This is a genomic window from Candidatus Nanosynbacter lyticus (assembly GCF_000803625.1).
Taxonomy (GTDB): Bacteria; Patescibacteriota; Saccharimonadia; order Saccharimonadales; family Saccharimonadaceae; genus Nanosynbacter; species Nanosynbacter lyticus.
On record NZ_CP007496.1, the window covers coordinates 616,144 to 642,158 of the forward strand.

General features: G+C 44.6%; 29 protein-coding genes and 3 tRNA genes. 12 read left to right on the forward strand and 20 right to left on the reverse strand.

The genetic code is table 11. The annotated features are described in order from the left end of the window. Window positions 1-6: 6 nt before the first annotated feature. The 3 genes from TM7x_RS03265 (at window position 7) to TM7x_RS03275 (ending at window position 715) form a co-directional block, all read left to right on the forward strand. Window positions 7-82, forward strand: a tRNA-Ile gene (locus TM7x_RS03265). Window positions 83-169: 87 nt separating this feature from the next. Continuing rightward, complete coding sequence (locus TM7x_RS03270; protein WP_039327788.1) at window positions 170-595, forward strand: hypothetical protein; 426 nt, start codon at window positions 170-172, stop codon at window positions 593-595. Between the two features lie 43 nt (window positions 596-638). After that, window positions 639-715, forward strand: a tRNA-Met gene (locus tag TM7x_RS03275). Between the two features lie 56 nt (window positions 716-771). Here TM7x_RS03275 and TM7x_RS03280 read toward each other — a convergent pair. The 3 genes from TM7x_RS03280 to TM7x_RS03290 form a co-directional block, all read right to left on the reverse strand. Continuing rightward, the gene (locus TM7x_RS03280) at window positions 772-1,212 is read right to left on the reverse strand and encodes a hypothetical protein (RefSeq protein ID WP_039327790.1); all 441 of its coding nucleotides are present in this window, start codon (window positions 1,210-1,212) and stop codon (window positions 772-774) included. Between the two features lie 135 nt (window positions 1,213-1,347). Continuing rightward, window positions 1,348-1,554 carry a hypothetical protein gene (locus tag TM7x_RS04000; protein ID WP_082001355.1) on the reverse strand — a complete coding sequence of 69 codons (207 nt, stop codon included), beginning with the start codon at window positions 1,552-1,554 and terminating at the stop codon, window positions 1,348-1,350. 67 nt (window positions 1,555-1,621) lie between these two features. After that, on the reverse strand, window positions 1,622-2,287 hold the full coding sequence (locus TM7x_RS03290) for a hypothetical protein (protein ID WP_039327794.1): 666 nt from the start codon (window positions 2,285-2,287) through the stop codon (window positions 1,622-1,624). Between the two features lie 83 nt (window positions 2,288-2,370). Here TM7x_RS03290 and TM7x_RS03295 point away from each other — a divergent pair, with 83 nt between their 5' ends. Next, entirely contained in the window at window positions 2,371-3,621 is a 1,251-nt protein-coding gene (locus TM7x_RS03295; RefSeq protein WP_039327796.1) for a UDP-N-acetylmuramate--L-alanine ligase, read from the forward strand. On the opposite strand, the gene TM7x_RS03300 is transcribed toward TM7x_RS03295, so the two are convergent. Both TM7x_RS03300 and trmB read right to left on the reverse strand, forming a co-directional pair. Further along, a complete protein-coding gene (locus TM7x_RS03300; protein ID WP_039327798.1) occupies window positions 3,618-3,965 on the reverse strand; it encodes a nucleoside triphosphate pyrophosphohydrolase family protein in 348 nt (115 codons plus the stop codon). The genes TM7x_RS03295 and TM7x_RS03300 overlap by 4 nt on opposite strands. A 22-nt stretch (window positions 3,966-3,987) precedes the next feature. Continuing rightward, window positions 3,988-4,632, reverse strand: a complete 645-nt coding sequence (trmB, locus tag TM7x_RS03305) for a tRNA (guanosine(46)-N7)-methyltransferase TrmB (RefSeq protein ID WP_052198864.1) — start codon at window positions 4,630-4,632, stop codon at window positions 3,988-3,990. A 24-nt stretch (window positions 4,633-4,656) separates the two neighbouring features. On the opposite strand from trmB, the gene TM7x_RS03905 reads away from it, so the two are divergent. Further along, window positions 4,657-5,559 (forward strand): mechanosensitive ion channel family protein, encoded by a 903-nt coding sequence (locus tag TM7x_RS03905; RefSeq protein WP_052198865.1) that lies wholly within the window; start codon window positions 4,657-4,659, stop codon window positions 5,557-5,559. 1 nt (window position 5,560) lies between these two features. Here the strand turns inward: TM7x_RS03905 and TM7x_RS03315 are convergent, their stop codons facing one another. From TM7x_RS03315 to TM7x_RS03330, 4 genes are read right to left on the reverse strand one after another with little or no spacing between them, the layout of a single operon-like run. Then, the gene (locus tag TM7x_RS03315; RefSeq protein ID WP_138074101.1) at window positions 5,561-5,905 is read right to left on the reverse strand and encodes a hypothetical protein; all 345 of its coding nucleotides are present in this window, start codon (window positions 5,903-5,905) and stop codon (window positions 5,561-5,563) included. Next, the gene (locus TM7x_RS03320) at window positions 5,898-6,443 is read right to left on the reverse strand and encodes a hypothetical protein (protein WP_138074102.1); all 546 of its coding nucleotides are present in this window, start codon (window positions 6,441-6,443) and stop codon (window positions 5,898-5,900) included. The genes TM7x_RS03315 and TM7x_RS03320 overlap by 8 nt, the downstream gene beginning before the upstream one ends. A gap of 38 nt (window positions 6,444-6,481) precedes the next feature. Further along, complete coding sequence (locus TM7x_RS03325) at window positions 6,482-6,751, reverse strand: YtxH domain-containing protein (RefSeq protein WP_039327804.1); 270 nt, start codon at window positions 6,749-6,751, stop codon at window positions 6,482-6,484. A gap of 22 nt (window positions 6,752-6,773) precedes the next feature. Then, a complete protein-coding gene (locus TM7x_RS03330) occupies window positions 6,774-6,995 on the reverse strand; it encodes a hypothetical protein (RefSeq protein WP_039327806.1) in 222 nt (73 codons plus the stop codon). Between the two features lie 162 nt (window positions 6,996-7,157). Here TM7x_RS03330 and TM7x_RS03910 point away from each other — a divergent pair, with 162 nt between their 5' ends. The 3 genes from TM7x_RS03910 (at window position 7,158) to TM7x_RS04150 (ending at window position 8,943) form a co-directional block, all read left to right on the forward strand. Next, a complete protein-coding gene (locus TM7x_RS03910; protein ID WP_052198866.1) occupies window positions 7,158-7,472 on the forward strand; it encodes a VIT1/CCC1 transporter family protein in 315 nt (104 codons plus the stop codon). A gap of 276 nt (window positions 7,473-7,748) precedes the next feature. Beyond that, window positions 7,749-8,750 (forward strand): glycoside hydrolase family 5 protein, encoded by a 1,002-nt coding sequence (locus TM7x_RS03340; RefSeq protein ID WP_082001356.1) that lies wholly within the window; start codon window positions 7,749-7,751, stop codon window positions 8,748-8,750. A 16-nt stretch (window positions 8,751-8,766) separates the two neighbouring features. Then, window positions 8,767-8,943: a hypothetical protein gene (locus TM7x_RS04150; RefSeq protein ID WP_158386502.1), complete on the forward strand. Its 177-nt coding sequence runs from the start codon at window positions 8,767-8,769 to the stop codon at window positions 8,941-8,943. Window positions 8,944-8,996: 53 nt separating this feature from the next. On the opposite strand, the gene aspS is transcribed toward TM7x_RS04150, so the two are convergent. Beyond that, window positions 8,997-10,838 carry an aspartate--tRNA ligase gene (gene aspS / locus TM7x_RS03345; RefSeq protein WP_052198867.1) on the reverse strand — a complete coding sequence of 614 codons (1,842 nt, stop codon included), beginning with the start codon at window positions 10,836-10,838 and terminating at the stop codon, window positions 8,997-8,999. A gap of 48 nt (window positions 10,839-10,886) precedes the next feature. On the opposite strand from aspS, the gene TM7x_RS03350 reads away from it, so the two are divergent. Continuing rightward, window positions 10,887-11,690, forward strand: coding sequence for a restriction endonuclease (locus tag TM7x_RS03350; protein ID WP_039327810.1), 804 nt, complete (start codon window positions 10,887-10,889; stop codon window positions 11,688-11,690). Here the strand turns inward: TM7x_RS03350 and TM7x_RS03355 are convergent. Further along, complete coding sequence (locus TM7x_RS03355) at window positions 11,687-12,694, reverse strand: CBS domain-containing protein (RefSeq protein ID WP_039327811.1); 1,008 nt, start codon at window positions 12,692-12,694, stop codon at window positions 11,687-11,689. The genes TM7x_RS03350 and TM7x_RS03355 overlap by 4 nt on opposite strands. 53 nt (window positions 12,695-12,747) lie before the next feature. Between TM7x_RS03355 and TM7x_RS03360 the strand changes: the two genes are divergently transcribed. Next, a complete protein-coding gene (locus TM7x_RS03360; protein WP_052198868.1) occupies window positions 12,748-13,440 on the forward strand; it encodes a DsbA family protein in 693 nt (230 codons plus the stop codon). 353 nt (window positions 13,441-13,793) lie between these two features. Here the strand turns inward: TM7x_RS03360 and TM7x_RS03365 are convergent, their stop codons facing one another. From TM7x_RS03365 to TM7x_RS03915, 7 genes are all read right to left on the reverse strand, one after another. Next, the gene (locus tag TM7x_RS03365) at window positions 13,794-14,714 is read right to left on the reverse strand and encodes a CorA family divalent cation transporter (protein ID WP_039327813.1); all 921 of its coding nucleotides are present in this window, start codon (window positions 14,712-14,714) and stop codon (window positions 13,794-13,796) included. A gap of 59 nt (window positions 14,715-14,773) precedes the next feature. Beyond that, complete coding sequence (locus TM7x_RS03370; RefSeq protein WP_039327815.1) at window positions 14,774-15,688, reverse strand: magnesium transporter CorA family protein; 915 nt, start codon at window positions 15,686-15,688, stop codon at window positions 14,774-14,776. Between the two features lie 78 nt (window positions 15,689-15,766). Continuing rightward, on the reverse strand, window positions 15,767-16,717 hold the full coding sequence (gene arcC / locus TM7x_RS03375; protein ID WP_039327817.1) for a carbamate kinase: 951 nt from the start codon (window positions 16,715-16,717) through the stop codon (window positions 15,767-15,769). Window positions 16,718-16,720: 3 nt separating this feature from the next. Then, entirely contained in the window at window positions 16,721-18,265 is a 1,545-nt protein-coding gene (locus TM7x_RS03380; protein ID WP_039327819.1) for a YfcC family protein, read from the reverse strand. A 39-nt stretch (window positions 18,266-18,304) separates the two neighbouring features. Then, window positions 18,305-19,294, reverse strand: a complete 990-nt coding sequence (gene argF, locus TM7x_RS03385; protein WP_039327820.1) for an ornithine carbamoyltransferase — start codon at window positions 19,292-19,294, stop codon at window positions 18,305-18,307. Continuing rightward, window positions 19,294-20,532, reverse strand: a complete 1,239-nt coding sequence (arcA, locus tag TM7x_RS03390) for an arginine deiminase (protein WP_039327822.1) — start codon at window positions 20,530-20,532, stop codon at window positions 19,294-19,296. The genes argF and arcA overlap by 1 nt, the downstream gene beginning before the upstream one ends. A gap of 47 nt (window positions 20,533-20,579) precedes the next feature. After that, window positions 20,580-21,212, reverse strand: coding sequence for a TylF/MycF/NovP-related O-methyltransferase (locus tag TM7x_RS03915; protein WP_052198869.1), 633 nt, complete (start codon window positions 21,210-21,212; stop codon window positions 20,580-20,582). Window positions 21,213-21,309: 97 nt separating this feature from the next. On the opposite strand from TM7x_RS03915, the gene TM7x_RS03400 reads away from it, so the two are divergent. Beyond that, window positions 21,310-22,050: a hypothetical protein gene (locus TM7x_RS03400; protein ID WP_039327825.1), complete on the forward strand. Its 741-nt coding sequence runs from the start codon at window positions 21,310-21,312 to the stop codon at window positions 22,048-22,050. Between the two features lie 7 nt (window positions 22,051-22,057). Here the strand turns inward: TM7x_RS03400 and TM7x_RS03405 are convergent, their stop codons facing one another. Then, window positions 22,058-24,055, reverse strand: coding sequence for an ABC transporter ATP-binding protein (locus tag TM7x_RS03405; RefSeq protein ID WP_039327827.1), 1,998 nt, complete (start codon window positions 24,053-24,055; stop codon window positions 22,058-22,060). Then, window positions 24,055-25,818, reverse strand: coding sequence for an ABC transporter ATP-binding protein (locus TM7x_RS03410; RefSeq protein ID WP_052198870.1), 1,764 nt, complete (start codon window positions 25,816-25,818; stop codon window positions 24,055-24,057). The genes TM7x_RS03405 and TM7x_RS03410 overlap by 1 nt, the downstream gene beginning before the upstream one ends. Before the next feature lie 112 nt (window positions 25,819-25,930). Between TM7x_RS03410 and TM7x_RS03415 the strand changes: the two genes are divergently transcribed. Then, window positions 25,931-26,007: transfer RNA gene (locus TM7x_RS03415), tRNA-Pro, on the forward strand. The last annotated feature ends 8 nt before the right edge of the window (window positions 26,008-26,015 follow it).

Consider the following 26,015-nt stretch of genomic DNA (forward strand, 5'->3'; position numbering starts at 1 on the left):
CTCCACGGGGGCGTAGCTCAGGGGTTAGAGCAGTCGGCTCATAACCGATTGGTCGCTGGTTCGATCCCAGCCGCCCCCACCACAGACTGAACTTGAAATTGATAATCATAAGATGAATATTTTTATTATTCCTGCTACAATATTATGTGGTAACTATTAAATTTGTAAAATGAACAAACTAAAACTCAAACGATTAATTTACAGAGTACAGCACGATTATTTAACTTTAAATAATATTGTTATTGCTGCGGCTGTTTTAATTGCCATGAGCTGGGCATGGGGCTCTATTGAATCAATGCAAAAAAATTACGAGCTGCAGCGCACTATTGAGAATAAACGCCAGCAAGTAGAGATCGAGAAGCTACAAGTTTCCCTACTGGAATATGAGTCAAAATACTACCAAAGTGAAGAGTATCAAGAGCTGACCCTCAGACAACGAACTGGCAAAGGTCTCCCTGGCGAGAAGCAACTAATCACTCAGTCATTTGAAGATGCGGCTGCTGCAGAAAAACCCACACCAAACACTGTAAGAACCGACAGTAATTTCCAACAATGGATGAACTTTTTGTTTGGCGGGAATAGCCGCAGACGCTAACTTGTTGCAATTATTATGCCAACCTGATATTATAACTAGGTATCGCGGGGTAGAGCAGCCTGGTAGCTCGTTTGGCTCATAACCAAAAGGTCGTAGGTTCAAATCCTACCCCCGCCACCAAGAAAAATCCCTCTTCTTTCGGAAGGGGGCTTTTTCTTTTAGGTTACTTACATACACTAAAACAATTCTCCCTGACGCTCACCCCAAGAAGCCTCAGCAGACTCAATCATATCTTCCGGCACTTGACAGCTTGAACTTGCAGCTGAAGAATTTCCATTCTCCCGATTCTTCCTCGCACGCTCCAGAGCCTTACGTGCCAAAGCTGCGCCTCGTCTATTTATCTCTCTTTGCTCCTCGGATAGTGAGACTCTTCCTGGCTTAGGATGCATCAAATCAGATTCAGACGGCTCTCCATAAGGCCTATGTCGACTTCTGCGCCACAAACCTCTCATATTAGGCCGCTTTCCGCTACTCGATAAACCACCACTACACTCAGGTCGATCGCCATCAACACTATATCCGTAATCATAATAAGTGCCACAGCCCTGATCAACACGTCGATCAGCCTCGCCTTCGGGCGTAGTGTCATATACCGGCAACATCGGAGTTTTTTCCACAATTGTATTATACCATAATAAATGATAAGTTTCAATACAATCAAAAAACTCCCCTGCTATTTTGCAGAGGAGTTGTGGCACCTGTTTGTTTGGTTATACTATATCACCAAACACGCTTATGGTGCAAGCAAAAGACTATTTCTTCTTAGATATTGTCAAGAAACCGTTGCGTGGATTTTCTTTTACAATACGATCTTCTGGCAAATCACATGGAGTGCCCTTCTCATTCTTCTCAACCTTAGCGAAGAAATAGATGGTTTGAGTCTTGCCGCCGCGCAAAGTTACGTCAGTCTTATGCAAGTAGTATGTGATGCCCTTTGAATTGGTATGCTTGTAAGCCATTTGGTTATGTACCTCCTATTAATGCTATACCTATATAGATTACTATCTCTATATCACCCCTGTCAAGCTAAAAAAGCTTATTTCGCTGCTTCAACATTAATTTTAATACGCCCAAGATAACCAGGCGCACTATAATAATCACGGCAATCAGTATTGTCACCAACAGCGACCATCCAGCAAAGTCAGCAGACCACACTGGTGATACAAACGTATGATAATACGGCTCGGTCGAAGGAGCTTCAAACTGTAGATTAGCAACCTTAGCAGCAGGATACTTCTCCCATTCTTCATTAATACAATTTATGTATCTTGGGTCTGCCTGTGTCGTAAATCTACCATAGCCACCCTGCTGAGCCTTGGCATCGCAGACGAAACGAACTTTTGAAACCGTATCATTATTTGATCGATTTTTAATTGCCTCTTCAAACTCTTTTAATTTCTGTTCGTACGCTCGCTTATAAGTATGATCTAAGGCTATTTTGCCCGGATGAGCGTTCATATGCATTGAAACATATCTCTGCAAATCGTACAGACGTCGCTGAAGACTAACTATGTCACCGGTTTTGTCAGCATTCTCTACAGATTCTCGCCGCTCCACCATGCCAACATTATTAAGACGAAGAAATGTTGCCGAAATAAAAGAAGACATGACTAATAAAATGACAAGCTGCCAAGTCTTAATTTGACTGAGCCGCTTAATCCTAAATTTAGTCTTTCTCTTGTCTATTACCATCCCACCATCTTCTCTCTAATTTTAGTATATCAAATTATCTAAATGACGAGAACCTACCCAACTTACAGTGCTATAATAAAGTTATGAGGATTTATTTTTCGGGAATTGGTGGTGTCGCCATCGGTCCACTTAGTAGGATTGCCTTAGATGCAGGATATGACGTCTGCGGCTCAGATAAATCACCAAATCTTATCACTGATGAGCTAGAAGCGGCCGGCATATCTATTTCCTTTGACCAATCTGGTGAATATTTACGGTCAGAGCATAAAAAGGTGCCTTTTGACTGGTTCATTCATACCGCCGCATTACCTAACAATCACCCAGAGTTAGTTTTAGCCAGAGAATTAGGCATAAAAACCAGTAAGCGCGACGAGCTATTGGCGCAGATAATTGCCAACAAGAACCTGAAGCTCATTGCAATTGCCGGCACCCACGGAAAAACCACCACCACAAGCATGTTAGTCTGGGTGATGCAGCAACTGCAAATTCCCGTCAGCTATTCTGTTGGCTCGACATTAAGCTTCGCGCCAAGTGGAGAATTTAATGAAAATAGTCAATTTTTCGTGTACGAGTGTGATGAATTTGATCGCAATTTCTTACATTTTTCTCCGGAAATTAGCGTAATTACTTCGGTAGATTATGACCACCCAGACACATATCCAACAGAAAAATCTTATTTAGAGGCTTTCCATGAGTTTGGCGAAAAATCCAAAAAAGTTATTGTCTGGCAAGAAAACTCCACCACATTTAATCCAAAAAACCTAATCACTTTAAGTGGCGCCGATCAAAATATTACCATACCCGGTAAACATAATCGAAAAAATGCCACACTGATAATTGAAACGTTAAAGCACATACCCACATCCGCCAATAAGTCAGAAATATATCAAGCAATTAATTCTTTTCCAGGCTCAGGGCGTCGCTTTGAAAAATTGGCCGACAACTTATATTCTGATTATGGTCATCATCCAATTGAAATTCGCGCAACATTACAAATGGCCCGGGAGTTATCAGACCAGGTAGTGCTAGTATATCAACCACATCAAAACGTACGTCAGCATGAAATAATAGACCAGTATAGCGCGGATATTTTCCGTGATGCTAATGAAATTTACTGGCTGCCAACCTACTTAACTAGAGAAAATCCAGACCTACCAATTCTGACACCACAACAACTCACCAAAAATATTGATCCAGAAAAACTTCATTTTGCTAATCTTGATGATAATCTGTGGCAAAATATTACCACAGCGCAAAAATCAGGAAAACTGGTCCTCTGTATGGGTGCGGGTACAATTGATGGCTGGATTCGTGAACAATTAGCTAAAGACTAGCGATCATCGCCACTGCCGTGAATCTTTCCACGACTCTGACGACTAAGCAGTTTATCGTTATTTTTACGCGCTACTTCCTCCAAGCTACTGCCAAGCAGATGAGATATAGAATTAATATACCAGAGTGCATCACCCAGCTCCTTAATGATTGCGGCACGATCATCTTCAGAGATTTTGCCATCTTTGTCCCGTAATATTTTCTTAAATTTCTCCATTACTTCACCGGCTTCGCCACTCAAACCGAGGACCTGAGACATTAGTCTAGCATCAACATCACCATACTGATGAGAATCTTTATCTGTCAATGTAGAAAGTGCTTTTGTTGAGTAGTCGTTAAATTTCATAAAACTCCTTAATTTTAGTATATTATCTGTGCGCCGCTTTTACAAAATTGATAATTCTACCCTCACTCAGCCAACGCTGTTCGTAGGCGGTAAGGATTTTGTAGTCTTCGCCGAGATCTGACTCGTGCAAATCAAAGGTCAATTCTTTCAAACACCAACCTTCAGTAACCAGCTGCTCGAGACTCCAATTGAAAAAGTCAGGATTGTCATGTTTGATGATTAGCGACCCGTCAGGTTGTAATAATTCGGCATAAGTTTTTAGAAAATGCGGATGCGTCAAACGACGTCCAGCACTGCGCTTTCGCAGAAATGGATCAGAGAAGGTTAGCCAAATAGCATTTAGCGAGTTAGGTGTAAACAACTCGCCAAGCTGATCAGCCCGAGCTCTAACAAAAAACACATTATTAAGCCCGCGAGCCTCCGCTTCCCGCGCACCTTTCTGCAAGCGATCGCCCTTGACATCAACCGCCACAAACACCTGTTCCGGATGACGGGTCGCCAACTCCACTATAAACATACCGTTACCAGCACCAATTTCCACCACATCAACCTGGTGCGGTACCCATTCATCAAACTCAAAGCATAGCGGCGAGTTGTGAAACAGCGCAAATTTATATTTTTTACGCTTGCGGGTAATAATAAACTGATTCGGATCGACAAAACTCATATTTTACATTATACTAAATCAATAATGGATAAGCTTATAAAACAGTTTTTGGACTCTTCTACTTTAGGGCAATGGCTACATGGAAATAACATGGGCTGGCTAATTAGCGAGCGTATTATTGACACCATAAGCGTTGTTGCTGGTTCCGTTTTTGTATACTTTATCGTAAAATATTTACTTTCTTCAGCGATACATTACTCAATTCGCTCTACCGCTAAACATCGGTCCTGGCACCACAAGGATATAGAAAAACGTGAAAAAACCCTTATTCAGTTAACCCGCAGTTTCTGGCGAATTATAATTACGTTTTACGTTGTTGCCATCATTGCTAATAAGTTATTTTTGTTCGATTTATCACCGCTCTTTGCTAGCGCCGGAATAATTGGTGTGGCCTTAGGATTTGGCGCCCAGTCACTAGTTAAAGACTTCCTGTCTGGAATTTTTATCATCGCCGAGAACCAATATCGCGTCGGTGACGTGGTTGACATCATGGGCGCCGCCGGCACGGTTGAAAGAGTTGGCACTCGCACCACTGTTATACGCGACTCTGGCGGTAATGTCCATTACGTACCCAACGGCACAATTCAGCATGTCATCAACAAAACGATGGGCTACAGCATGTCGCGCTTTAGTATTTATATTGACCCCAGCTCTGATATATCTGAGGTTACACACATTATTAATTCTACTGGCGAAAAATTAGCCAAAGAAAAAGCTTGGCAAAAGAAAATTATTGATCCACCTAAATTTGTTTCTGTCGGTGACATTACTGGGAGAGGTACGGAATTAATTATCGCTGGAAAAACTCAGCCATCCGACCAATGGGCAGTAACTTCTGAAATGCGTCATCGCTTGTTGCAAAACTTTGACCGCGAAGGAGTCCTTCTGGCAACGCTGCCAACACCAACACCAATAATTAAAAAATAGTTTAGTTACTACGCAGACCCAATTCTTTGTCACTGAGCACATCGTTAGAAAATGCTTTGATTTTGCTTACGTTGTCTACTTCCTTATCATATACACCCAGGAAGTCTTTTAGCGTACCATGATTAACCTGACCCTGGGCGTCAAATTCACGACTCTTCTCGTTAGCATCTTTACTTATCTGCTTTCGACGTGACGAATATTCAGGACGACTCAAATCCAAACGATAAGCATCAGTTTTATAGTATGTAAACATGGCCACCAGGACCAAAAAAACAGAGATAGTAATTGTTAACCCAATAAAAGTCACGAACTTATACTGACACAACAAGTCTTTTAGCCTATCCATTTTGGCCTCCAGAAATTGAGCCCTTAACAGCCTGAACCTCTTCCCTATACCTAATCAACAAATCATTCATCGTCTTTATGTCTTCAGACAAGCGATTTCGCGCGTCTCTGGCAGCAATCAACTTTTGATAGTAATCCGCTATATTATCTAGGCAACTAGCTCGCTGCAATTCGGTCATTGCTGTATCATAATCATTATAATTACTATTAAACTTAAGTCGCGCTGACTCAAAATTATTAGTGATATTGACTAATTTAGAGCTATCCAGCTTGTTAATGGCTAGCCTACCGTTTAATCTGGCCATCAGTTTAGTAGAAATAGAATTATACCTTTGACCAACATTAACCCTAGTTAATGCGTCATTGGTATGAATATTCTTAACAGCCACTCGCACAGAACTACAGTTTTGACGAAGTGCTTTAGTAATTTCTGAATCAATACTAACGTCCACTGATTCAGCCAAAACTGTCTGTGGTGTGATTAGCAGACTTGAAGCAACTAAAAAAGACGCGAGATAGAAAGTGGTTTTTCTCATCACTTAATATTATCTCACGTCTTCTTGAATATAGTCAAATATTACTTAAAGCGCTTTTCGACGTTACCCTTAACGTCTTTCGCAGTTTCCGTGACAGCATCGCCTACTTTTCGGGAACCAACTTTTAACGAATCAACGCTATCTTTAGCTACCGCAGCCGCCTTACCGGCAACCTTTTCTGTGTCAGCCTTCAATTTGACGGCTTTCTTCTTTAAATCTTTACGAGTCTCTTTACCGCTCTTTGGCGCCGTTAAAATTCCTGCTGCAAAACCTGCTGCTGCTGCACCGATAATTGCTAATACTTTTTTCATATTACTACTCCTTTTTATTTAATTATTTTTTACGAAACAATCCTGATATTTCACTAAAAACTTTTGTTGGCGACAACCATTCGGTCGCACTGGCAACATTTGTCGTAATTCTGCCAACACTCTTCATGATTGCGTTAATCCTTACCAACAGGGTAATAACTACCACCAGCAACGCCACGATAATAACAGACAATAACCCGACTATGATCGATAATAAGATTATGGTTGTTTGAATATCTTCCACGCCTTGCCTTTCTGTAAAAGTTTATATTTCTTATGTTTATTGTAGCATGCTTTACTAATTTGTTTGTATTAGATAATCTAACTATTTGACTATAGCATAAGCTTATTAAAATGTCAATAGCCCAATCTTCGAACAAAGTTATTGCGGTAAAATAATACGGTTATGCAAAACATTATTAAGAAGTATATTCCAGAATTTGTCTATGGCGCAGTCGATGGCACCGTAACAACATTCGCGGTCGTGGCGGCCTCAGCTGGAGCTGGAATTTCCAGCGCGGTAATCCTTATTTTAGGTATTGCTAATTTAATTGCCGATGGATTCTCAATGGGATCCAGTGCCTACTTAGCAGCCAGCGCCGAACATGACGAGTTGGTTCATAATAAGAAAAAAACAGTCCTCATCAAAAATAATAGGACTAATGACATTTTCAGCCTTCGTCATAGTTGGCAGTGTACTGGTCCTGCCCTACTTAATTGATGTTATAGTAAACCTAAAAATTTCCAGCACAACATTATTTTACGTTAGCTCAATATTAACTGCTGTCGTATTCGTATTAATCGGCTTCATTAAAGGAAAAGTTAGCGAGCAATCGCCGTAGCGATCATCCGTAATCACTCTAACGCTAGGTGCAATTGCAGCTGGTTTGGCTTACTTTGCTGGTGATATTTTAGCATCTTGGTTAGGTGTTCGAATATAACCCTCCGGTCATCTACTTTGGCAGAAAATCCAGATTATTCATGATACAGTAGAAATATGAGCCATCACTCCTCCTCGCCTGCCATGCCCGGTGTCAATCTGGGTGGCTGGCTGGTGCTAGAACGATGGATGACGCCAAGTGTATTTGCCGAAATAGACGCGACCAACGAATATGAATTATCTCAAACCGTAGACGGACAGGCGCGCATCCAGCAGCATCGACAAACCTTCATCCAAGAAGCTGACCTCAAATGGCTGGCGCACGCTGGTATACGACTACTAAGACTGCCGATTGGCTACTGGGCGCTCGAGGATCAGCCGCCGTATCTATCAGCAAAACCACAGATTGATTGGCTGATGGACATGGCTCGGCAGTATGATTTACAGGTGCTGCTCGATCTCCACGCCGCGCCTGGTGCTCAAAATGCCAGTGACCACAGCGGTAGCGGTAATACCGGTAACGTTCAATGGTATCAACGCGCCAATCAACAAAAGACCACGCAGATACTACTGGATATCGCCAGTGAATACGGCGGGCATCCAGCGCTATGGGGTATCGAACTGCTCAATGAGCCCCTGGTGAACACCCGACGTGAACGATGGCAATTGTGGCGGTGGACACGCAAAACGAGCCGAACATTGCGTAGTAAATTGCCGCCTCATGTGCGCATCGTGGCGTCTGATTGTTACCAGCCAGCCTGGTGGTCGGGGCGCGTCGGGTCTAATACGCTGGATATACATCATTATCAGTGCTTCTCCGATACGGACAATCAAGCGACGTCGCTAACTCACCACCGTCAGGTACTTGACCAACGGTCTGGCGAGTACCGCGATTATGCCCAGCAGCAGCCACTAATCATCGGCGAGTGGAGTGCTGCCCTGCCGCCAGGCGTTGCCAGCGATAGTACCGAATACGCCCACTGCCAATCGCAACTTGCCGTACCAGCAAACGTTGACGCTTGGTTTTACTGGAGTTACAAGACTGAAAGCCCTGGAGCTTGGAACTTTCGAGATTGCTACAGCAAGGGGTGGTTTAACGGTATGCTTAGCTCACGGTAGATGGTATAATGGATATATGTCTTTTCCTAAATTAATTTACAGTATCGCAGTCCTGGTCATTATCGCTTGGGTATTGAGCATGGTATTTCGCCTTGCCGCCTGGTTGATCAACGGGTTGCTTTATGTTGCAGTTCTGGTTGTTGTTATTGGCCTTATTGCACAATTTATCAGCCAGAAAAAGCAGCGAAAATAACTCGCCTGTCACTATAGAATAATCACGGCAGATTTACGCCGCCGTGATGTATATTATAATCCTAATTCTCGTAGTTGCACTGGATCAACCGTCGACGGTGAGTCCATCATCACATCGACACCCGAACCATTCTTTGGAAAGGCTAAGGTTTCGCGAACATTAGTTTCGTCGATGAGCTCCATGAGGATGCGGTCGACGCCAAAGGCGCAACCAGCGTGTGGCGGTGCGCCGTATTTGAAGGCGTTTAGCATGGCGCCAAATTTTTCTTCGACGTAGCTTTTGCTAAAGCCAAGCAGATCAAACACTTTGTACAGCACCGCTGGGTTGTGGTTGCGCACGCCGCCAGAGCAAATTTCGTAGCCGTTCATCACCATGTCGAATTGATCAGCCACGATAGCGAGTTTTTCGGTATCGGTCGTCGCCGATTCCAGCGCCTTTAGACCGCCCTTTGGCATACTAAATGGGTTATGGCCAAAATCAAGCTTCTTGCCGTGGTCGTCCCATTCATAAAACGGAAAATCGATGATCCAAGCAAACGCCACCACACTCGGGTCTTTCAGGTTGAAATGAGTAGCAAATTCGTTTCTCAGACGGCCAAGCACGGCGTTGACAACTGGGCGAGCGTCAGCACCAAAGAATATAACGTCACCGTCCTCAGGGTTCATTTTCTCTATAAGTAATTTGTGTTCTTCGTCTGACAAGAACTTTGCCACTGGCGAAATCACATCATAAAAACAAGGAGCGTTAGTATGCATTGGTATCACGTGGCCCTGCGCCTCATCTGTATTTTTAATTGTCGCGTACTTGATATAAGCTAAACCGCCCGCCCCCTCACTTTTGGCAATGTCTGTGAATTGGTCAATTTGCTTGCGGCTGAGACTGGCGCCATTTTTGACGCAAATCGCCTTGATACACTCAGCGTTTTTGAACACGCCAAATTCGGTGTCGGCGAATACATCTGTCAGTTCAATCAGCTCCATACCAAAGCGCAAATCCGGCTTGTCCGAGCCATACGTCTCCATGGCGTCGCGGTAGGAAATACGCGGAATTGGACTGCCTTCACCAACAGACAGGTCGCTCAAATCCAGCAATTTCTTGCCCGCAAACTCAGTCGCTAGCTGTCGCATCAACGGTTCGACCTCACGGCGAACTTCCTCGCCGTCCTCAACGAAACTCATCTCCAGATCCAGCTGGTAAAACTCGCCGTACAGTCGATCGGCCCGCGGATCTTCGTCGCGAAAACACGCCGCCAACTGGTAATACCGCGGCACGCCGCCAACCATCAGCAGCTGCTTGAACTGCTGCGGTGCTTGCGGTAGAGCGTAAAACTTACCTTCTTGCAGACGACTGGGGATCAGAAAATCGCGCGCGCCCTCGGGGCTGGAATTTGCCAAAATCGGCGTCTGAATTTCGATGAATTGGCGCTCGTCCATGTACTGATGCATCCGTCGGTACATTTCAGCACGTTTTTTCAGCATCTGTTGCATCTTCGGGCGGCGCAGGTCGAGGTAACGATACTTAAAACGCAAGTCCTCGCCCGCTTGGTTTTCCTCGGCGAACGGCTGAATTGGCAAGGTCTCAGCACGGTTGAGAATTTCCAGATTTTCCACCACGATTTCCACATTACCGCTGGCAATATTTGGGTTTTTCAAACCCTCGCCACGCTCAGTCACCACACCGCTGGCACGAATCACAAACTCATCGCGCAGACTTTCCGCCAAACGAAAGGCTTCCGCCTGCTCAGGATTAATCACCAGCTGCACCAAGCCAGTATGGTCGCGTAGGTCAATAAAAATCAGCCCGCCGTGATCGCGCCGGGAGTGTACCCAGCCCGCTACCGTAATACTTTTCCCAACTTCATCAGAGGTCTTTGCTGCCAAAATTCTATTTTTCATATCTGTTATTATACCACAGCAGCGACAGTTTTATGCTATAATCACCACATGGATAGCTATACGGTGGGCACTGTAGTCATCTTTTGTTCAATTACGTGGATTATCGCCAGTCCCCTTGTGATTTTTCATTATAGAAAATTATATCTCACAGCCTCTCGTGAGCTAGAAGAGTTAAGTCAGAAAAAGACAACCGCAGCAGACGCACAGTCAATCAAGAAACCTATCTCGGAAAATGTACAGCTAGACAAGAAGCCCACTGCAGATGACATGTCTAATTCAGCCACATCGCCCAGCGACCATGAACTGCTCACCAAAATTCGCTCCATGTCACCGTATAATTTCGAAAAATACATCGCTCAATTATTTGAACATTTTGGCTATTCGGCTGCAACCACTCCGTATAAACGTGACGGTGGCATTGATATTGTATTATACAAAAACGGCGTCCAGAGTTATGTCCAATGTAAAAAATATATCGAAAAAATTGTTAAAGTATCCGAAATGCGTGATTTTTATGGTGCGGTTGTTGATCATTTACATGGAGGTGAGGCATTCTTTGTCACTACAAACATCTTCTCCTCAGATGCACGAAAATTTGTGAAATATTCTACCAATGGCAACAGAATACGACTTATTGATAACACGGGACTACTTACCATCATCCGCGCCCTTGAAGATAAAGGTGTCGTAATACCAATTCCTGATGTATCAGACATATCTCAAAAAATTAAACCATGCCCACGCTGTCGCGGCGGTCATCTGGTGATAAGACATAGCAAAAAAGATCGTTCGCCATTTTACGGATGCTCCAATTACCCTGAATGCCATTACATGCAAAAAATAGACTCTTAGCTCTTTAAGTCGTCAGTGTTGCGATTTTTATGCTCAATAACCTTACGGAGTTCTTCATCAGAGTCAAATTCATTATCTATCTTACGACCCAGCAACTCCTCCATAACATCGCCCAGACTCAGTAAACCCACCGTTTCTCGGATCTCATTAATAACAATAAAAAGATGATGCTGAGTTTTTAAGAATGCAGCCAAAGCGTACGATAGAGTCTGATCTTTATCTATATAGTAAATATCTCTACTCATAACTTTTTCTGCACGATAAGATTTTGACTTGCAGTCAATGGTTAACAAATCTTGAATCCTTAACATGCCAACTATATGATCAATATCACCTTGGATAACCGGAAACCGGCTATGGCCTTTTTTATGAAGATCGTCTAAGACTAATGGCCCAAGAAACTCATCCACCGACACCGCCTCGATCATACTTCGTGGCGTCATCACACTCTCAACTATCATATCGTTAAATTTTAGCCCACTATTAATTAGCTTCTTTTCGTTAGCAGAGAAAACTCTACTCGACCGAGCAACTATCTCCAATAGCTCATCCTTCGATTCAACTACACGACTATCATTTACCGTTGGCGAAACCGAACGAATTAGCGAAAACAATAATTGATGACGTTCAATAATCGTTAAGATTTGCTCTTCATATTTTTCATATAACTGCTGTGAATATTTTTGCCACAAACGGATCCGCGCCACTGCACCGATTTCAAGAGCAATTATCATTGATGATATGAGTCCAATTGTCCAGTGAAATAAATTGACACTAATAACTGTTAAAATAACCAGCAGTAAAGACGCCAGTACTCGTTGCAAAGAAATTATATCGTATAAGAATTTTTGCTGGCGCAAATAAATATCGGCCTTTTTATCACCCTTTTTACTTCGACGTTGCAATTCAAATTGACTATGCGACGGCGCATTTGGTCGGATTCCCAGCACAATCAACAACGCCGCTAAAACAGCTAAATATCCAATAATTAGCATTATCATCATAGTTTTATTGTACCGTATTTCGTGCTATACTTGCTAGAGTAAACGGAGGTAAAATGAACAAGAAAAGCTGGATAATTTTCTCAATTATTGTAATAGCAATTGTTGGCGGAATGATTTATATTTCAACACAAAATCGACTCAATGTGAGCGATATCACAAACGATCAGTTGAACACAGCAATAGCCGCAGAGTCCCGAAACGGCAACATTGCCGACCATGAAATTGGCAGTAAGAACGCTAAGGTGACTATTGTTGAGTACGCGGACTATCAATGTCCTGGCTGTAGCGCTGCTGCACCAAAAACTGAAGAAATTGCAAAAAAATACAAGGATAATGTAAGGCTTATCTTCCGCAATTTCCCAATTGCTGGCTCACACCCAAATGCACGCGCTGCCGCAGCCGTCGCTGAAGCCGCTGGACTGCAAGGAAAATTCTGGGAGATGAATAGTCTCTTATACTCTAGCCAGGACGCCTGGAAGAATGCCAGTGCCACAGAGCGCGACACGATATTTAGGTCATATGCAGAAAAACTAAACCTCAACATTGATCAGTATAAAATCGATGTTGCCAGTAGCAAGGTTAAGAATAAGATTGACTTTGATATGGCGTTGGGACGCAAACATGGTGTTGCCGCCACTCCAACCTTCTATGTCAATGGAAAAAACACTGAAATGGATAGCTCGGGCTCAATTGAATCATCAGTAAAAGAAGCGCTTAAAAAGGCTGGCGTAGAAATAAAAGATTAATATTATTTGACGAAAAGCCAAAATCCCGCTCCGGTGCCTTGGAGCGGGATTTATTTATAGTCGTCCCTATTCTATTATGAGAGCGACTGCACTTTTTATTGTGCTATGTATGTTTGCCATTCGGCAGGCACCACATCCACCGCGATCTTTTTGCGCCGGGATGGCACAAACTTGATTGCTATTGGCATGTGTTTTGCACTCCTTATTATTATGTGCAGCCCCACGCGCTTCGACCTTTATCACTTATATATATCAGCAATTTAATGCTTCGGCGCGAGACACATCAACAATGGTACCAAACGTCTATTGGCACGTCAAGCAAAAACATTTTAAAATGCCTACTTATTTATATATTAGAATAAGCGAATTCGCTTGGCAATAACCATAACAAGTAAAATCAACAACGCTGTAAAACTGGTAATTACTGGATATGCCCAAGGCTCCCCCTGAAACGGCAAGGCAATATTCATTCCATACATACCATAAAAGACATTCGGAATTGCCAGCAAAATAGTAATAGCTGTTAAAACTTTCATCCGCTGATTCAAAGTATTATTAGCCACGGTCGAATAGGCATTTTGAATACTTGATATGGTGTGTGCACTGGAGCTAATTGCTACTAAAATCTGCTTGATATGTAAATCAATATCCGCCAGCGCTTCTAAATCTCGTGTTTTAAACAAATGACGGCGATTCTCCATCAGTTGCGCAATAACATGAGATATTCCCTCCAGGCTGCTTTGATACTCATTAAGTGTATCTTCAATTGCTACAAATTTAATAAAATCAGCATTCTCCACCTCGCGACGACTTAGACGCCGCCGAGCATCAGCAATCTTCTCCGTTAACAAATGCACACGTTGTTCGTATTGAGCAATAATATATGCTAGATTTGCAGCAAAAATTCCCGCTGGCCGCTCAGTGGTGCTAAATAAATAATCACTAATTTCTAGAGGCGAGAATTTAGCATACGGCGATATTGTAATATAATGACCGCCCGAAATCGCAATTAAAAATGGCACCGTTTTGCCAGAATCAGTTCTCCCAAACGGCATGCGCGTAAAGACATATTCAACACCATCAGAGAATTCTGCTCGAGGAAGTTCATGAATATCAAGCACATCACGCACTACATTCGTAGACAGCGATAAAGCCTTAGATACACGAACAGCATCAAAACTACCGCCCAAGTGAATCCAGCCATTTTTATGCATTCGATTAACTTGCGTCAGCTTCTCGGTCAGTGATCTGCGCTCAAAATAACCCACCACCATGAAAAAATTATAATATACATAAGCTATATTAGCAATTTAGACTCGAGGTGACGCCCGCGCTACCTACGCCTTAAGAAATAATATCCCACAACAACAGCCAGAGCCATACTAATTGCGGCAATAATCCAAAACATCACTGGATTATCAGCTCCTGGAACTGGCACGTTCATGCCGTATAAGCCAGCAATCATCATCGGGATAGTCAAAGCTACCGTAATTACCGTTAGAAGACGAATCGTCTCATTAAGTCGCGTGTCCATCACTGCTCGGTAGCTATCGCGAACATTTGTAATAGTCCTCAATAAACTTTTACATCGCGCAATTACCTGCTCTAAATCAATCGAAATATCTTCAACATCTTCCTTATCATCTTCCTTCAGACGCAGTTTTTGGGTTGCTAAAAGGCGCTCGATTGCCCAGTTCATCGGAATGAGAGCGTCTAAATAATCGTTCAATTTGCGTTCATATTCAGCCAACGTCGCAATATCATTAACTCTCAATGTATGAATATTATCCGTAGCAGCACGCATTTGACGGTTAATCGTTGCCACCCGCCTCTGGTATTGAGTTGAAATTGCTTCAACCATAGTAACCAGAAGTTCAATTTGCCGATCAGTTCTAATTCGCGTCTTATCAATAAATGGCTGCCATAAACGCCCCAAGCTATCCCGCGATAATGTCACAAGATAATCTTTATTCAGACAAAATAATATTGGCGTGGTAAAATCATTAAAATCATCATCTGTATCTGGTAGACGGGCAATTAGATACGTCCAGTCATTATCAAATTCAATACGCGGCACCTCGTGTGGATCAAGCGCATCACTAATTAAATCCTCGTCCAGACCTAACGTCAATAGCTGAGCCACCTCCTCATCGCTCGGACGCTCACAGCGCACCCAAGAACCTGTACGCAATTTTTCTTGCGTACTAATCACCGAGTCGTTACTTGACGAGCGAAGATACTGTAACATAATTTCTATATTATAAAATAAAATATCTATAAACACAAGAAAACCTGCCCTATCGACAGGAATTTCTTGTGTGCATTATTACGATTTAATTATCGTTCCAGCTGAGCCGTTGATTGCTTCAGCAGTTTTATCTAACGAGGTAATAATTGACGTGCGGCCCGGCTTGCCAGCTAAGAACGCCAGCGCCGCCTGGACTTTTGGTAGCATTGAACCTGCCGCAAACTGACCGCCATCAATGTGTTTTTGAAGCTCGTCCACTGAGACCTCACCCAGAGATTGTTCATCTGGCTTACCAAAATTAATCTTAGCGGCGTCAACCGAAGTCAGAATTAACAATGTATCAGCTTCTAAAAGATCGGCTAATTTTGCTGCTCCAAAATCCTTATCAATAACCGCTGCGACACCTTTTAATTGACCAGTTTCATCCTGCAAAACAGGAATACCACCGCCACCAGTTGATACTACCGTAACTCCAGCATGGACTAGCGCTTTAATTACGTCGGCCTCAACAATCGTCTGAGGTTTTGGTGAAGGCACAACTCGTCGCCAACCACGACCAGCATCTTCTTTCACCGTATAGCCCCGCTCACTAGCGACAGTTTTAGCTTCCTCTTCCGAATAAAACGGACCAATTGGCTTAGTCGGATTTTGAAAAGCTGGATCGCTTAAGTCAACAATTGTCTGCGTCACCACGCTGATAGCGCGATTATTCATTTGATTAACCTTAAAGGCATCATGCAGAGCTTGCTGCAGCCAGAAACCAATCAAACCCTGACTCATAGCGCCAGAATCCTCCAGAGGTAAGCTTGGCACGTCGGCCGTGTTAATCGCCTCTTCATGTAAGACGATATTGCCAACTTGCGGCCCATTGCCATGGACAATCGCTACATTATGACCAGCTTGAATCAGTGGTAAAAGTTGGCGAACTGTCTCATCAGCCACACGCTGTTGCTGCTCAGACGCGGCTTCGCCCTGCCGTTGCAGGGCGTTACCACCGAGCGCTACTACAATAGTACGCTTCTTATCCATGTGTTACAGCGCTCCAAAGATTGCAATAACTACAAGGCTAATGACGGCAAATACTGCCATGATTGGAGCTGACCGCTTAATCCAGTCGCGATATGAAACGCCAGCCAGTGCCAAACCGCCCATCAATGAAGCAATAGTTGGTGCCATCATATTGATGAGGCCTGATGCCGTAGCAAAAGCAGCGACCATGACCTCTTTGCTTGAGCCAACCAGGTCGGCAATTGGTGCAATAACCGGCATGGTTGCTGCTGCCAAACCTGATGATGATGGTACGATGAATGACATTGGCAAGTAGAACAGATACGCCAACACACCAACAACGCCACCGCCAGCATCTTTCAGGAGCGATTCACCCCAGCTGATGATAGTATCTTGGATTTCACCGTTAGTCATCACAACAGAAACACCGGTTGCCACTGCAATAATCAAAGCAACTGGCAAGATATCTTTCACACCATCAATGAAGGTGTCAACTGGGAAAATACCCTCCTTCTTAAACTCTTTATAGTAAATTGCGGTTATTACAATAGTTGATATCAAGAACAGTGTAGTGATTTCGCCAAACAGCCATTCACCAAAGGCGGCACTATGGACCACACCGAGCGCTGCACCGATAACTGGTAAATCTGAAGCTCTCTTAAACACGTCGTCAAAGAAAGTAATTTCCCAGCTCCCCCAAGGAATCAGCGAAAGAACCATCAAGATAAATGTGATAGCGAATACGCCCATGACAACTTTTCGTGGGGTAGTTAGTTTTGGTATATTTTCCATATCTAGAGCAGCCGTAGCTGGCTTATAACGAACATCTTCCTTATATTTGCCAGCCTTCACTTTTGCAGCGTAGCGCATAGTGAAGATAATTGCCGCAATCAGACACAGTACTAAAATGATCGACATAATTGGAATTACATTACCTAGCTTTATGTCTGCTGTTGCGGCTGCAGCGCCAGTAGAGAATGGGTTAATGGTTGAACCGAGCACACCCGTACCGGCGCCAAGCACAATCACCATCACGCCAGTCATTGCATTGTAGCCAGCAGCAATCATCATCGGTATAACTAGTGCGTAAAACGCCACAGTTTCTTCCTGCATACCGTAAGTTGTACCACCGATAGCAAACAGCGTCATTAAAATTGGAATGAGCCACTTTTCCTTGCCCTTCATCTTACGAAGGAGCGCACCGAGTGAAGCATCCAGGGCGCCAGTCTTCATAGTAACACCCAAGAATCCACCAAGCACCATGACGAAAACTATCACATCAAGCTTATTCGTCATACCTTTAATCGGCGCGGTGAAGACGTCCCACAAACCTTGTCGGTCATGCTTATCGACTTCAGTCTCTTTACCATCCTTCTTTTCCTTGACGGTGCGGTCTTTCTCAACCACATGATACGATCCCGCAACACGGCTACCATCGTTATCAGTCTTATAGACGCCTGACGGAATAATCCATGTCAACGCTGCCATGATTGCGATCACGACAAATAAAATCGTAAAAGCCGACGGCGATCGAAGCTTCTGCTTTGCTTTTTTAATTTTTTCTACCATTGCCTCGGAGCCTCCTTAACCTCCTTATTACGACAACAACTACAATGTTAAAGCCATAACAGCTTTAATTGTATGCATACGATTTTCCGCTTGATCAAATACTATCGAATGCGGCGAGCGGAACACCTCATCCGTAACTTCCATAGAATCTAGACCAAAATCTTCCTGAACCTTCTTGCCGGTAATCGTCAATGCGTCGTGGAATGCTGGCAAACAGTGCATGAACTTAACTTCAGGATTTCCCGTCAGGTTAATCATGTCACGATTGACCTGGAAGTGGCGCAATTGATTGATACGCTCAGCAAACTTATCCTCCTCGCCCATTGAAACCCAAACATCGGTGTAAATCACGTCAGCACCACGCAAGGCTTCTTCGAAGTTGTCGGTAATGGTAATACGCGCATGACTTGACCTGGCGAAGTGGCGAGCCTTGTCAACAAGAGCTTGCTCCGGATGTAGTTCACGAGGCGCCAAAATACGGAAATCAAGACCCATAATTGCCGATCCAATCATCAGGGAATTTGCCATATTATTACGGCCATCACCCACAAACACTAATTTGGTGCCTTTGAGCTTACCAACATGCTCCTCAATAGTCATGAAATCAGCCAAAATCTGTGTTGGATGGAATTTATCGGTCAAGCCGTTCCATACCGGCACGCCTGCATGCTTCGCCAAATCTTCCACCGTTTTATGATCAAAACCGCGAAACTCAATACCGTCAAACATCCGACCCAGTACCTTAGCCGTATCTTCGACTGTTTCTTTTTTACCGAGCTGAATGTCATCTTTACCAAGATATTCTGGCGCAATGCCCAAATCATTAGCCGCCACCGTAAAAGCGCAGCGTGTCCTGGTCGAGGTTTTTTCAAATAGCAATGCCACATTTTTGCCTTCGTGAATTCGATGTGATACACCAGCATACTTTAATCGACGATACTCACGCGCCGTATCTAAAAGTAGGCGGATTTCTTCTGCTGTATAGTCACCTAAGGTTAAAAGTGACCGACCTTTCAAACTCTGAGCCATTAAAATACATCCTCTCTCACTAGCGGCATACTCATACAGCGTGGACCGCCACGACCACGACCAAGCTCAGCACCAGCAACTTCAATAACTTGAATGCCCTGCTCGCGCAACTTTTGGTTAGTAACGTAGTTGCGATCATACGTTACCACCACTCCCGGTGCAATTGCCAAAGTGTTGGAGCCGTCATTCCACTGCTCACGAGCAGCCGCGATTGGATCACCACCGCCACATTCAATTAACGTAACGCTCGGCAGACCCAACGCTACTCGCAAAACATGCTCAAGGTCTGTCTCATGTGTAATGCGCGGGAACGGCTGACCTTCAACCTTCTCCAAAACGAAGCAGTTCATCTTACCACCACGGTCGCGAATTTCTGGGTGAATTGTAAACTTGTCTCGATCAATCATCGTAAATACCGTATCCAAGTGCATGAAGGCGTGCGACTTCGGAATTTCCATAGCAATGACCTTCTTAAAGTTAGAGCCAGCAAACAGCTTGGTTGCCATTTTTTCGATTGCTTCAGCCGTAGTACGCTCTGACACACCGATCGCCATTACCTTGTCACTCAGCACCAACTCATCACCACCTTCAATTGAGAATTTCTCGGTGCGGTTATACCAAACTGGCACGCGATTCGCGAAGCGTGGATGATGGTCGATGATATAACGCATAAACAGCGATTCACGACGACGAGCCGTCCAGTGCATCTTGTTGACTGTCAGACCATTACCAATAGCGGCAGCTGGGTCACGCGTAAAGTACAAATTTGGCATTGGGTCAAGATAAAACGGATAATGGTTCTTCTCAATCATATTATGAAGCTGCTGATGCTGATCTGGAGGAAGAGTAATTTCATCCTTACGCACACCAGCCATAATCTTGCGGATCATCGCGTGAGTTGGCAGGTCCAGCAAGAATTGACGCAAAGTTTGAGTTACGCGGCGTGAATCCTGCTTAGAAGCAGCCAGCATTTCATCGACAAATTGTTCGCGCAATTGATCCGTACTGAGAGCTTCTGCTACCAATTGATCTAGATATAGCACTTCAACTCCATGATTTCTCAACACTTCCGCAAAAGCATCATGCTCAGCTTGTGCCACCTTCAGATATGGAATATCGTCAAATAAAAGATCGGTCAGATAATCTGGCGTCAAATTCTCCAGCTCTTCACCTGGCCTATGCAACAAAACGGTCTTAAGTTTTCCTATTTCAGACGTGATGTGAATTGGTTCGTCCATCACAACCCTCCCCTGTTTATATTACTAATGTTTTAATTGTAACACGTTTATGTTTTTGGGCAAGAGTAGATAATTGCCAGACTGGCTTCAATTCTTATCGTAAATTGTTGGTTATTTTTTAGCCACTCATCAACCGCTCGTGCGGCGCCCGGCAACGCTTCATTGGCATAGTCGTCAACCACAATCGTTGCTTTTTTATGAAACTTACCGTCGCACATGCGGAATGAATCGGCAATTGACTCATAAAAATCACCGTCAAAAAATGCAAAAATAATATCTTCCGGCACGTCATTAGGAGAAAAATCAGCAAACCAACCTTTGTGAATGATTGGCAGTTTCAAGCCAGCCTTTTTGAAATTCTGAATGAAGGTTTTGCGTGGCGCGAGCAGCTCGCCGGCTTTGAACTGCTCACCCGCAGCGCTGGCGTCGGCTTGGGTTTTTTCTGGCAAGCCCATAAACGAATCGTAAACATGAAACTCACCCTTAAAATCATAAGCGTCCAGCAGCCGCCGCATGAACAAACTCGTCGTGCCGACATAACAGCCAAACTCGACGATGTTACCAGTCACACCGCTTTGCAACAACTTTTCCAGTTCTCGCAGCAAGGTGCCAAGCTCTTTGGCGTCAACTTGGTCGGAGATAATGGGGTATTTGGCGAGGAGATAGTTGGTGATATTCATAAAAATATTATAAGCAGACCACAAACTATCAGCAAATCATAGACGCTATGCTCTTGTGTATTTATGATTTCATCAGGTAAACTCTCAAATAGCATATATGAACAATCACGACATTATCAAAACATTTTTACCGAAACAATTAGACATAAAGCACCTCGATCTCCTGCAGCCCGCCCTACAAAAGTCAAACCTAATTGTTTATGGCGAAATTCACGGTATTAAAGAAAATGCCGATATCGTCTATACCTTGGTTAAAAAAACTTGCATACAACGATTGGCCATTGAAGCTAGCCCTACTGTGTTTGACTTCATCAATTCAGTAAAGATCAATTCTTATGATTTTTCCTTAGTTGATGAAGACCTTTTTGACTCAAGCATTCTATCTCTTGAAATGATAAAAGCAATAGCAATTCTTCTACAGCAAAATCAACTTAAAGAGCTCGTTTTTATTGATACATTTTTTGACAATTTAGATGAGGACGCCGTCATACCACCAAGCCCGCAGGAACGAGAAAAACAACTAGCTAAAAATATCCTCGGAATTGACGACTCTCTATCAACATTATGTATTATGGGACAATGGCATACGCAGCCCAAAGTTGTTACAGATGACGAAACACGACATGAATCAGCGTTATATCGCTTGAGAAAAACAAAACCAAATGTACAGTTTATTCACAATATCTATCGACAAGGGCAACTATTTAATGATGGAAAGATAATTGAATTACCAGATAATCAAGCCATACCGTCTTGTTACGAAATTGTCCAGAAAACTGATATTGATTTTGAGCTACACATACCAGAAGCTACGAGAATATCGCTATGCAAAAAATAGCGAACGTCTACTCAGCAAACTGGCTATTATACAGCTCAGCATAAAAGCCGTTTTGCTGTAGCAGTTCGTCGTGCTTGCCTTGCTCGATGATGTTGCCGTCGCGGACGACCAAGATTAGATCAGCGTCGCGGATAGTGCTCAGGCGGTGGGCGATGACGAAGCTGGTTTTGCCCTGCATCAACTTGTCCATGGCTTTTTGGATGAGTACTTCAGTGCGGGTGTCGACCGAACTAGTGGCTTCGTCCAAAATCAGCATCGGCGTGCGCGCCAACATCGCCCGAGCGATCGTCAGCAGCTGCTTTTCGCCCTGCGAGATGTTCGTGGCTTCCTCGCCCAGCACCATATCGTAGCCGCCCGGCAGCGACCGCACGAAATGGTCAACGTGCGCTTCCTTGGCGGTGGCGACCATCTCTTCTTCGCTGGCTGTTGGGTTGCCGTAGAGCAAATTTTGGCGAATCGTGCCGTTAAACAACCAGGTGTCCTGCAACACCATGCCAAACAGTTGCCGCACGTCGCTGCGCTTCATGTCCGCGATATTAACACCGTCAATTTTGATAGCACCGCTGTTAATTTCATAAAATCGCATCAGTAAATTGACCAAGGTAGTTTTGCCCGCGCCCGTCGGGCCGACGATCGCCACACGCTGGCCTGGCTTGATGTGCGCTGATAATCCTTTGATGATAGTCTGGTCAGGCTTGTAGCCAAAGACCACGTTGTCGAATTCGACTTCGCCCTTGACGTGCGCCAATTTCACCAAATCCTTACCTTCCGCCTTTTCTTCTGGCTCGTCCAAAAATTCAAACACGCGCTCGGCGGCAGCGGCGGTCGATTGCAGCACATTGGCAATGTTAGCAACTTGCACCAGCGGCTGATTGAATTGGTCGATATACTGGATGAACGCCTGAATGTCACCAATTTTCAGCCGGCCGTTAATCGCCAGCCAACCGCCCAAAATCGCCATGACGACGTAACCGATATTGCCGATGAAATTCATGATCGGATAAATTAAACCCGACAAAAATTGAGCTTTCCAGGCGCTTTCCTGCAGCTGATCGTTAATCCGCGAAAACTTAGCCAGCGACTTTTTCTGGCCGTTGAACACGCGCATCACCTGATGGCCGCCGTACATTTCTTCGATGTGGCCGTTTAGTTCACCCAGCTGCGTCTGTTGGCGGAGGAACTGCTTTTGCGAGCTTTTGGCGATCAGCGTGATTACGCCGCCAGCCAACGGCAGCACCAGCAGCGCCACCAGCGACATCTGCCAGCTGATGGAAAACATCATCACCAAAATCCCCAGCACCATCACCGTCGAGGAGACGATTTGCGACAGGCTTTGGTTGAGCGTCTGGCTGATGGTATCGACATCGTTGGTGACGCGGCTGAGGACTTCGCCGTAGGTTTGCTTGTCAAAATAACTCAGCGGCAGGCGATTGATTTTCTCGGACAATTGCCGGCGCATTCTGAAGGTAACCGTTTGCGTCACTTGGGTCATCAGCCAGGTTTGGATGTAGCGGAAAATGGCGCTGAGCACATACAAACCAATTAGCAAACTAACGACCCGCCAAATTGCCTCAAAGTGAAATTCTGGGCGCTGGCTGAGATCCAGTTTTTTGATGGTATCAAGCTGGTTGGATGGAATTTGGCTTTCAATTTCCGACTTGTTCGGTAGCCGCTTCAGAACATCAGCACCGGTCGTGCCAGCTGGCAACGAAGCACCATTCGGCAGCTTGCTAGTGATGGTTTCATACGCCTTAATGCTGACATAATCTTCGACGATTTGGTTGGTGGCGCCGCCCAAAATCTTCGGGCTGACAATCGCAAACGCGGTGCTGCCGACTGCAAAAATCGCCACCATTAGCATTTGCCAGCGGAATTCTGCCAAATATTTAGCTAACTTCTTGACCGTGCCTTTGAAATCTTTGGCTTTTTCGCCCGCGCCCATACCGCCGCCCATTGGACCGCCCATCTTCACTGGCTGGCGTTTTTTCATGCTTTGCTGAGCCATTACGCCGCTCCTTTCGCGGTCGTCGCCGACATTTTCTGCAGGTCATCTTCCGAAAGCTGGGAGGCGGCAATTTCTTGATAGACTTGGCAATTTTTCATCAATTCCTGGTGCGTGCCTTGGCCAACAATTTTGCCCTCATCCAGCACGATGATTTTGTCAGCGTTTGTGATGGTGTTAATGCGCTGACCGACGATGAGTACGGTTTTGTGCTTGGTTTCTTTAGCCAGTGCCGAGCGTAATGTGGCGTCAGTTTTGAAATCCAGCGCCGAGAACGAATCATCAAAAATGTAGACATTCGGCTCCACAGCAATCGCCCGAGCAATCGACAAACGCTGCCGCTGACCGCCGGAAACATTGCTGCCGCCTTGAGCGATGTCATTTTTGTAACCGTTTTTTAGCTCGCCAATGAACTCGGTGGCTTGCGCGATTTTAGCGGATTTTTCGACCAATTTTTTACTAGCTTTGGCGTTGCCGTACTTGATATTGCTGGCAATCGTCCCGCTAAACAACACGCCTTTTTGCGGTACGTAGCCGATTTGATCGTACAAATCTTCCAGTTTAAGCTGGCGAATATCCACGCCGTCCAGCAAAATCTGCCCCGCTGACACATCGTAAAAGCGCGGGATCAAATTGATCAACGTTGATTTGCCGGAGCCAGTGCTGCCAATGAACGCTGTGGTTTGCCCTGGTTCGGCGGTGAAATTGATACTTGAGAGTACCGGCAGATCAGCATCTGGATAAGTAAAGGTCACGTCTTTAAATTCGATTTTACCCGTAGCGTCATGCGGCAATTGCTGCGGCGACGGCGGATCAACAATTGACGGCAGCGTGTCGAGCACCTCGCCCACCCGCTTTACCGATACGGCCGCCCGCGGCACCATGATAAACACCATCGACAACAGCAAGAACGAAATAATCACCTGCATAGCGTACTCCAAAAACGCCATCATATTACCAATTTGCAGATTGCCGCTACTGATCAAATGCGCGCCGAACCAGACAATCGCCACGCTAGAAAAGTTCATCACCAGCGTCATGATTGGGTCAAGCAGCATCATAAGCCGATTGACAAATAAATTCATTTTATTCAGCTCGGTGTTGGCTTGCTGGAACTTTTTCTGCTCAATCTTTTCATTGTGAAAGGCACGAATGACTTTCAAACCCACCAGGTTTTCGCGCGTCACCAAATTGAGCTTATCCACCAGCGTTTGCAATTTTTTGAACCGCGGCACGGCAATCACGAACAGCACGGCAATGACGACCAGCAGCACCGACACTGCCAGCGCAATAATCCAACTCAAATCTGGCGCGTTGTGAACGGCTTTTTGCAGACCGCCAATTGCCATGATTGGCGCCATCAAGGCCAGGCGCAGTAGCAAGATTGACGTCATCTGAATTTGCTGAATATCGTTGGTCGAGCGAGTGATCAGCGAGGCGGTGGAAAATTTATTGAAATCCGCCAGCGCGAAACTCTCGACTCGCTCAAACAATTCTGTTCGTAATTTTTGCGCCATACCAGTGGCAATCCGAGACGCCAAAAATCCAATGACAATTGAGCACAGTCCGCCCGCCGCCGTCACCAAAATCATCACTAGTCCGTTATGCCAAATCGCTGGCATGTCTTGTTTGATGATGCCGTTATTAACGATTTCCGACATCTTGTCAGGCAGCCACAAATTTGCCATCACCATGGCGTAGGTAAAACAGACCAAGATGATAAACATCAGCCAATAGCCGCTAAAAATTCGTAAAATATGTTTCATAATTGTCCTTTTAGTACCTCAAATCCAGTCTCTATTTTACCATAATACGCGACATCCGTCGCAGAGACTCATTGGACAAAAGTATCAGCTGGACGTATACTGTTTTTAGCGTCGGGGTGTGGCGCAGCTTGGTAGCGCGCACCGTTCGGGACGGTGAGGTCGTCCGTTCAAATCGGATCACCCCGACCATGGAAATT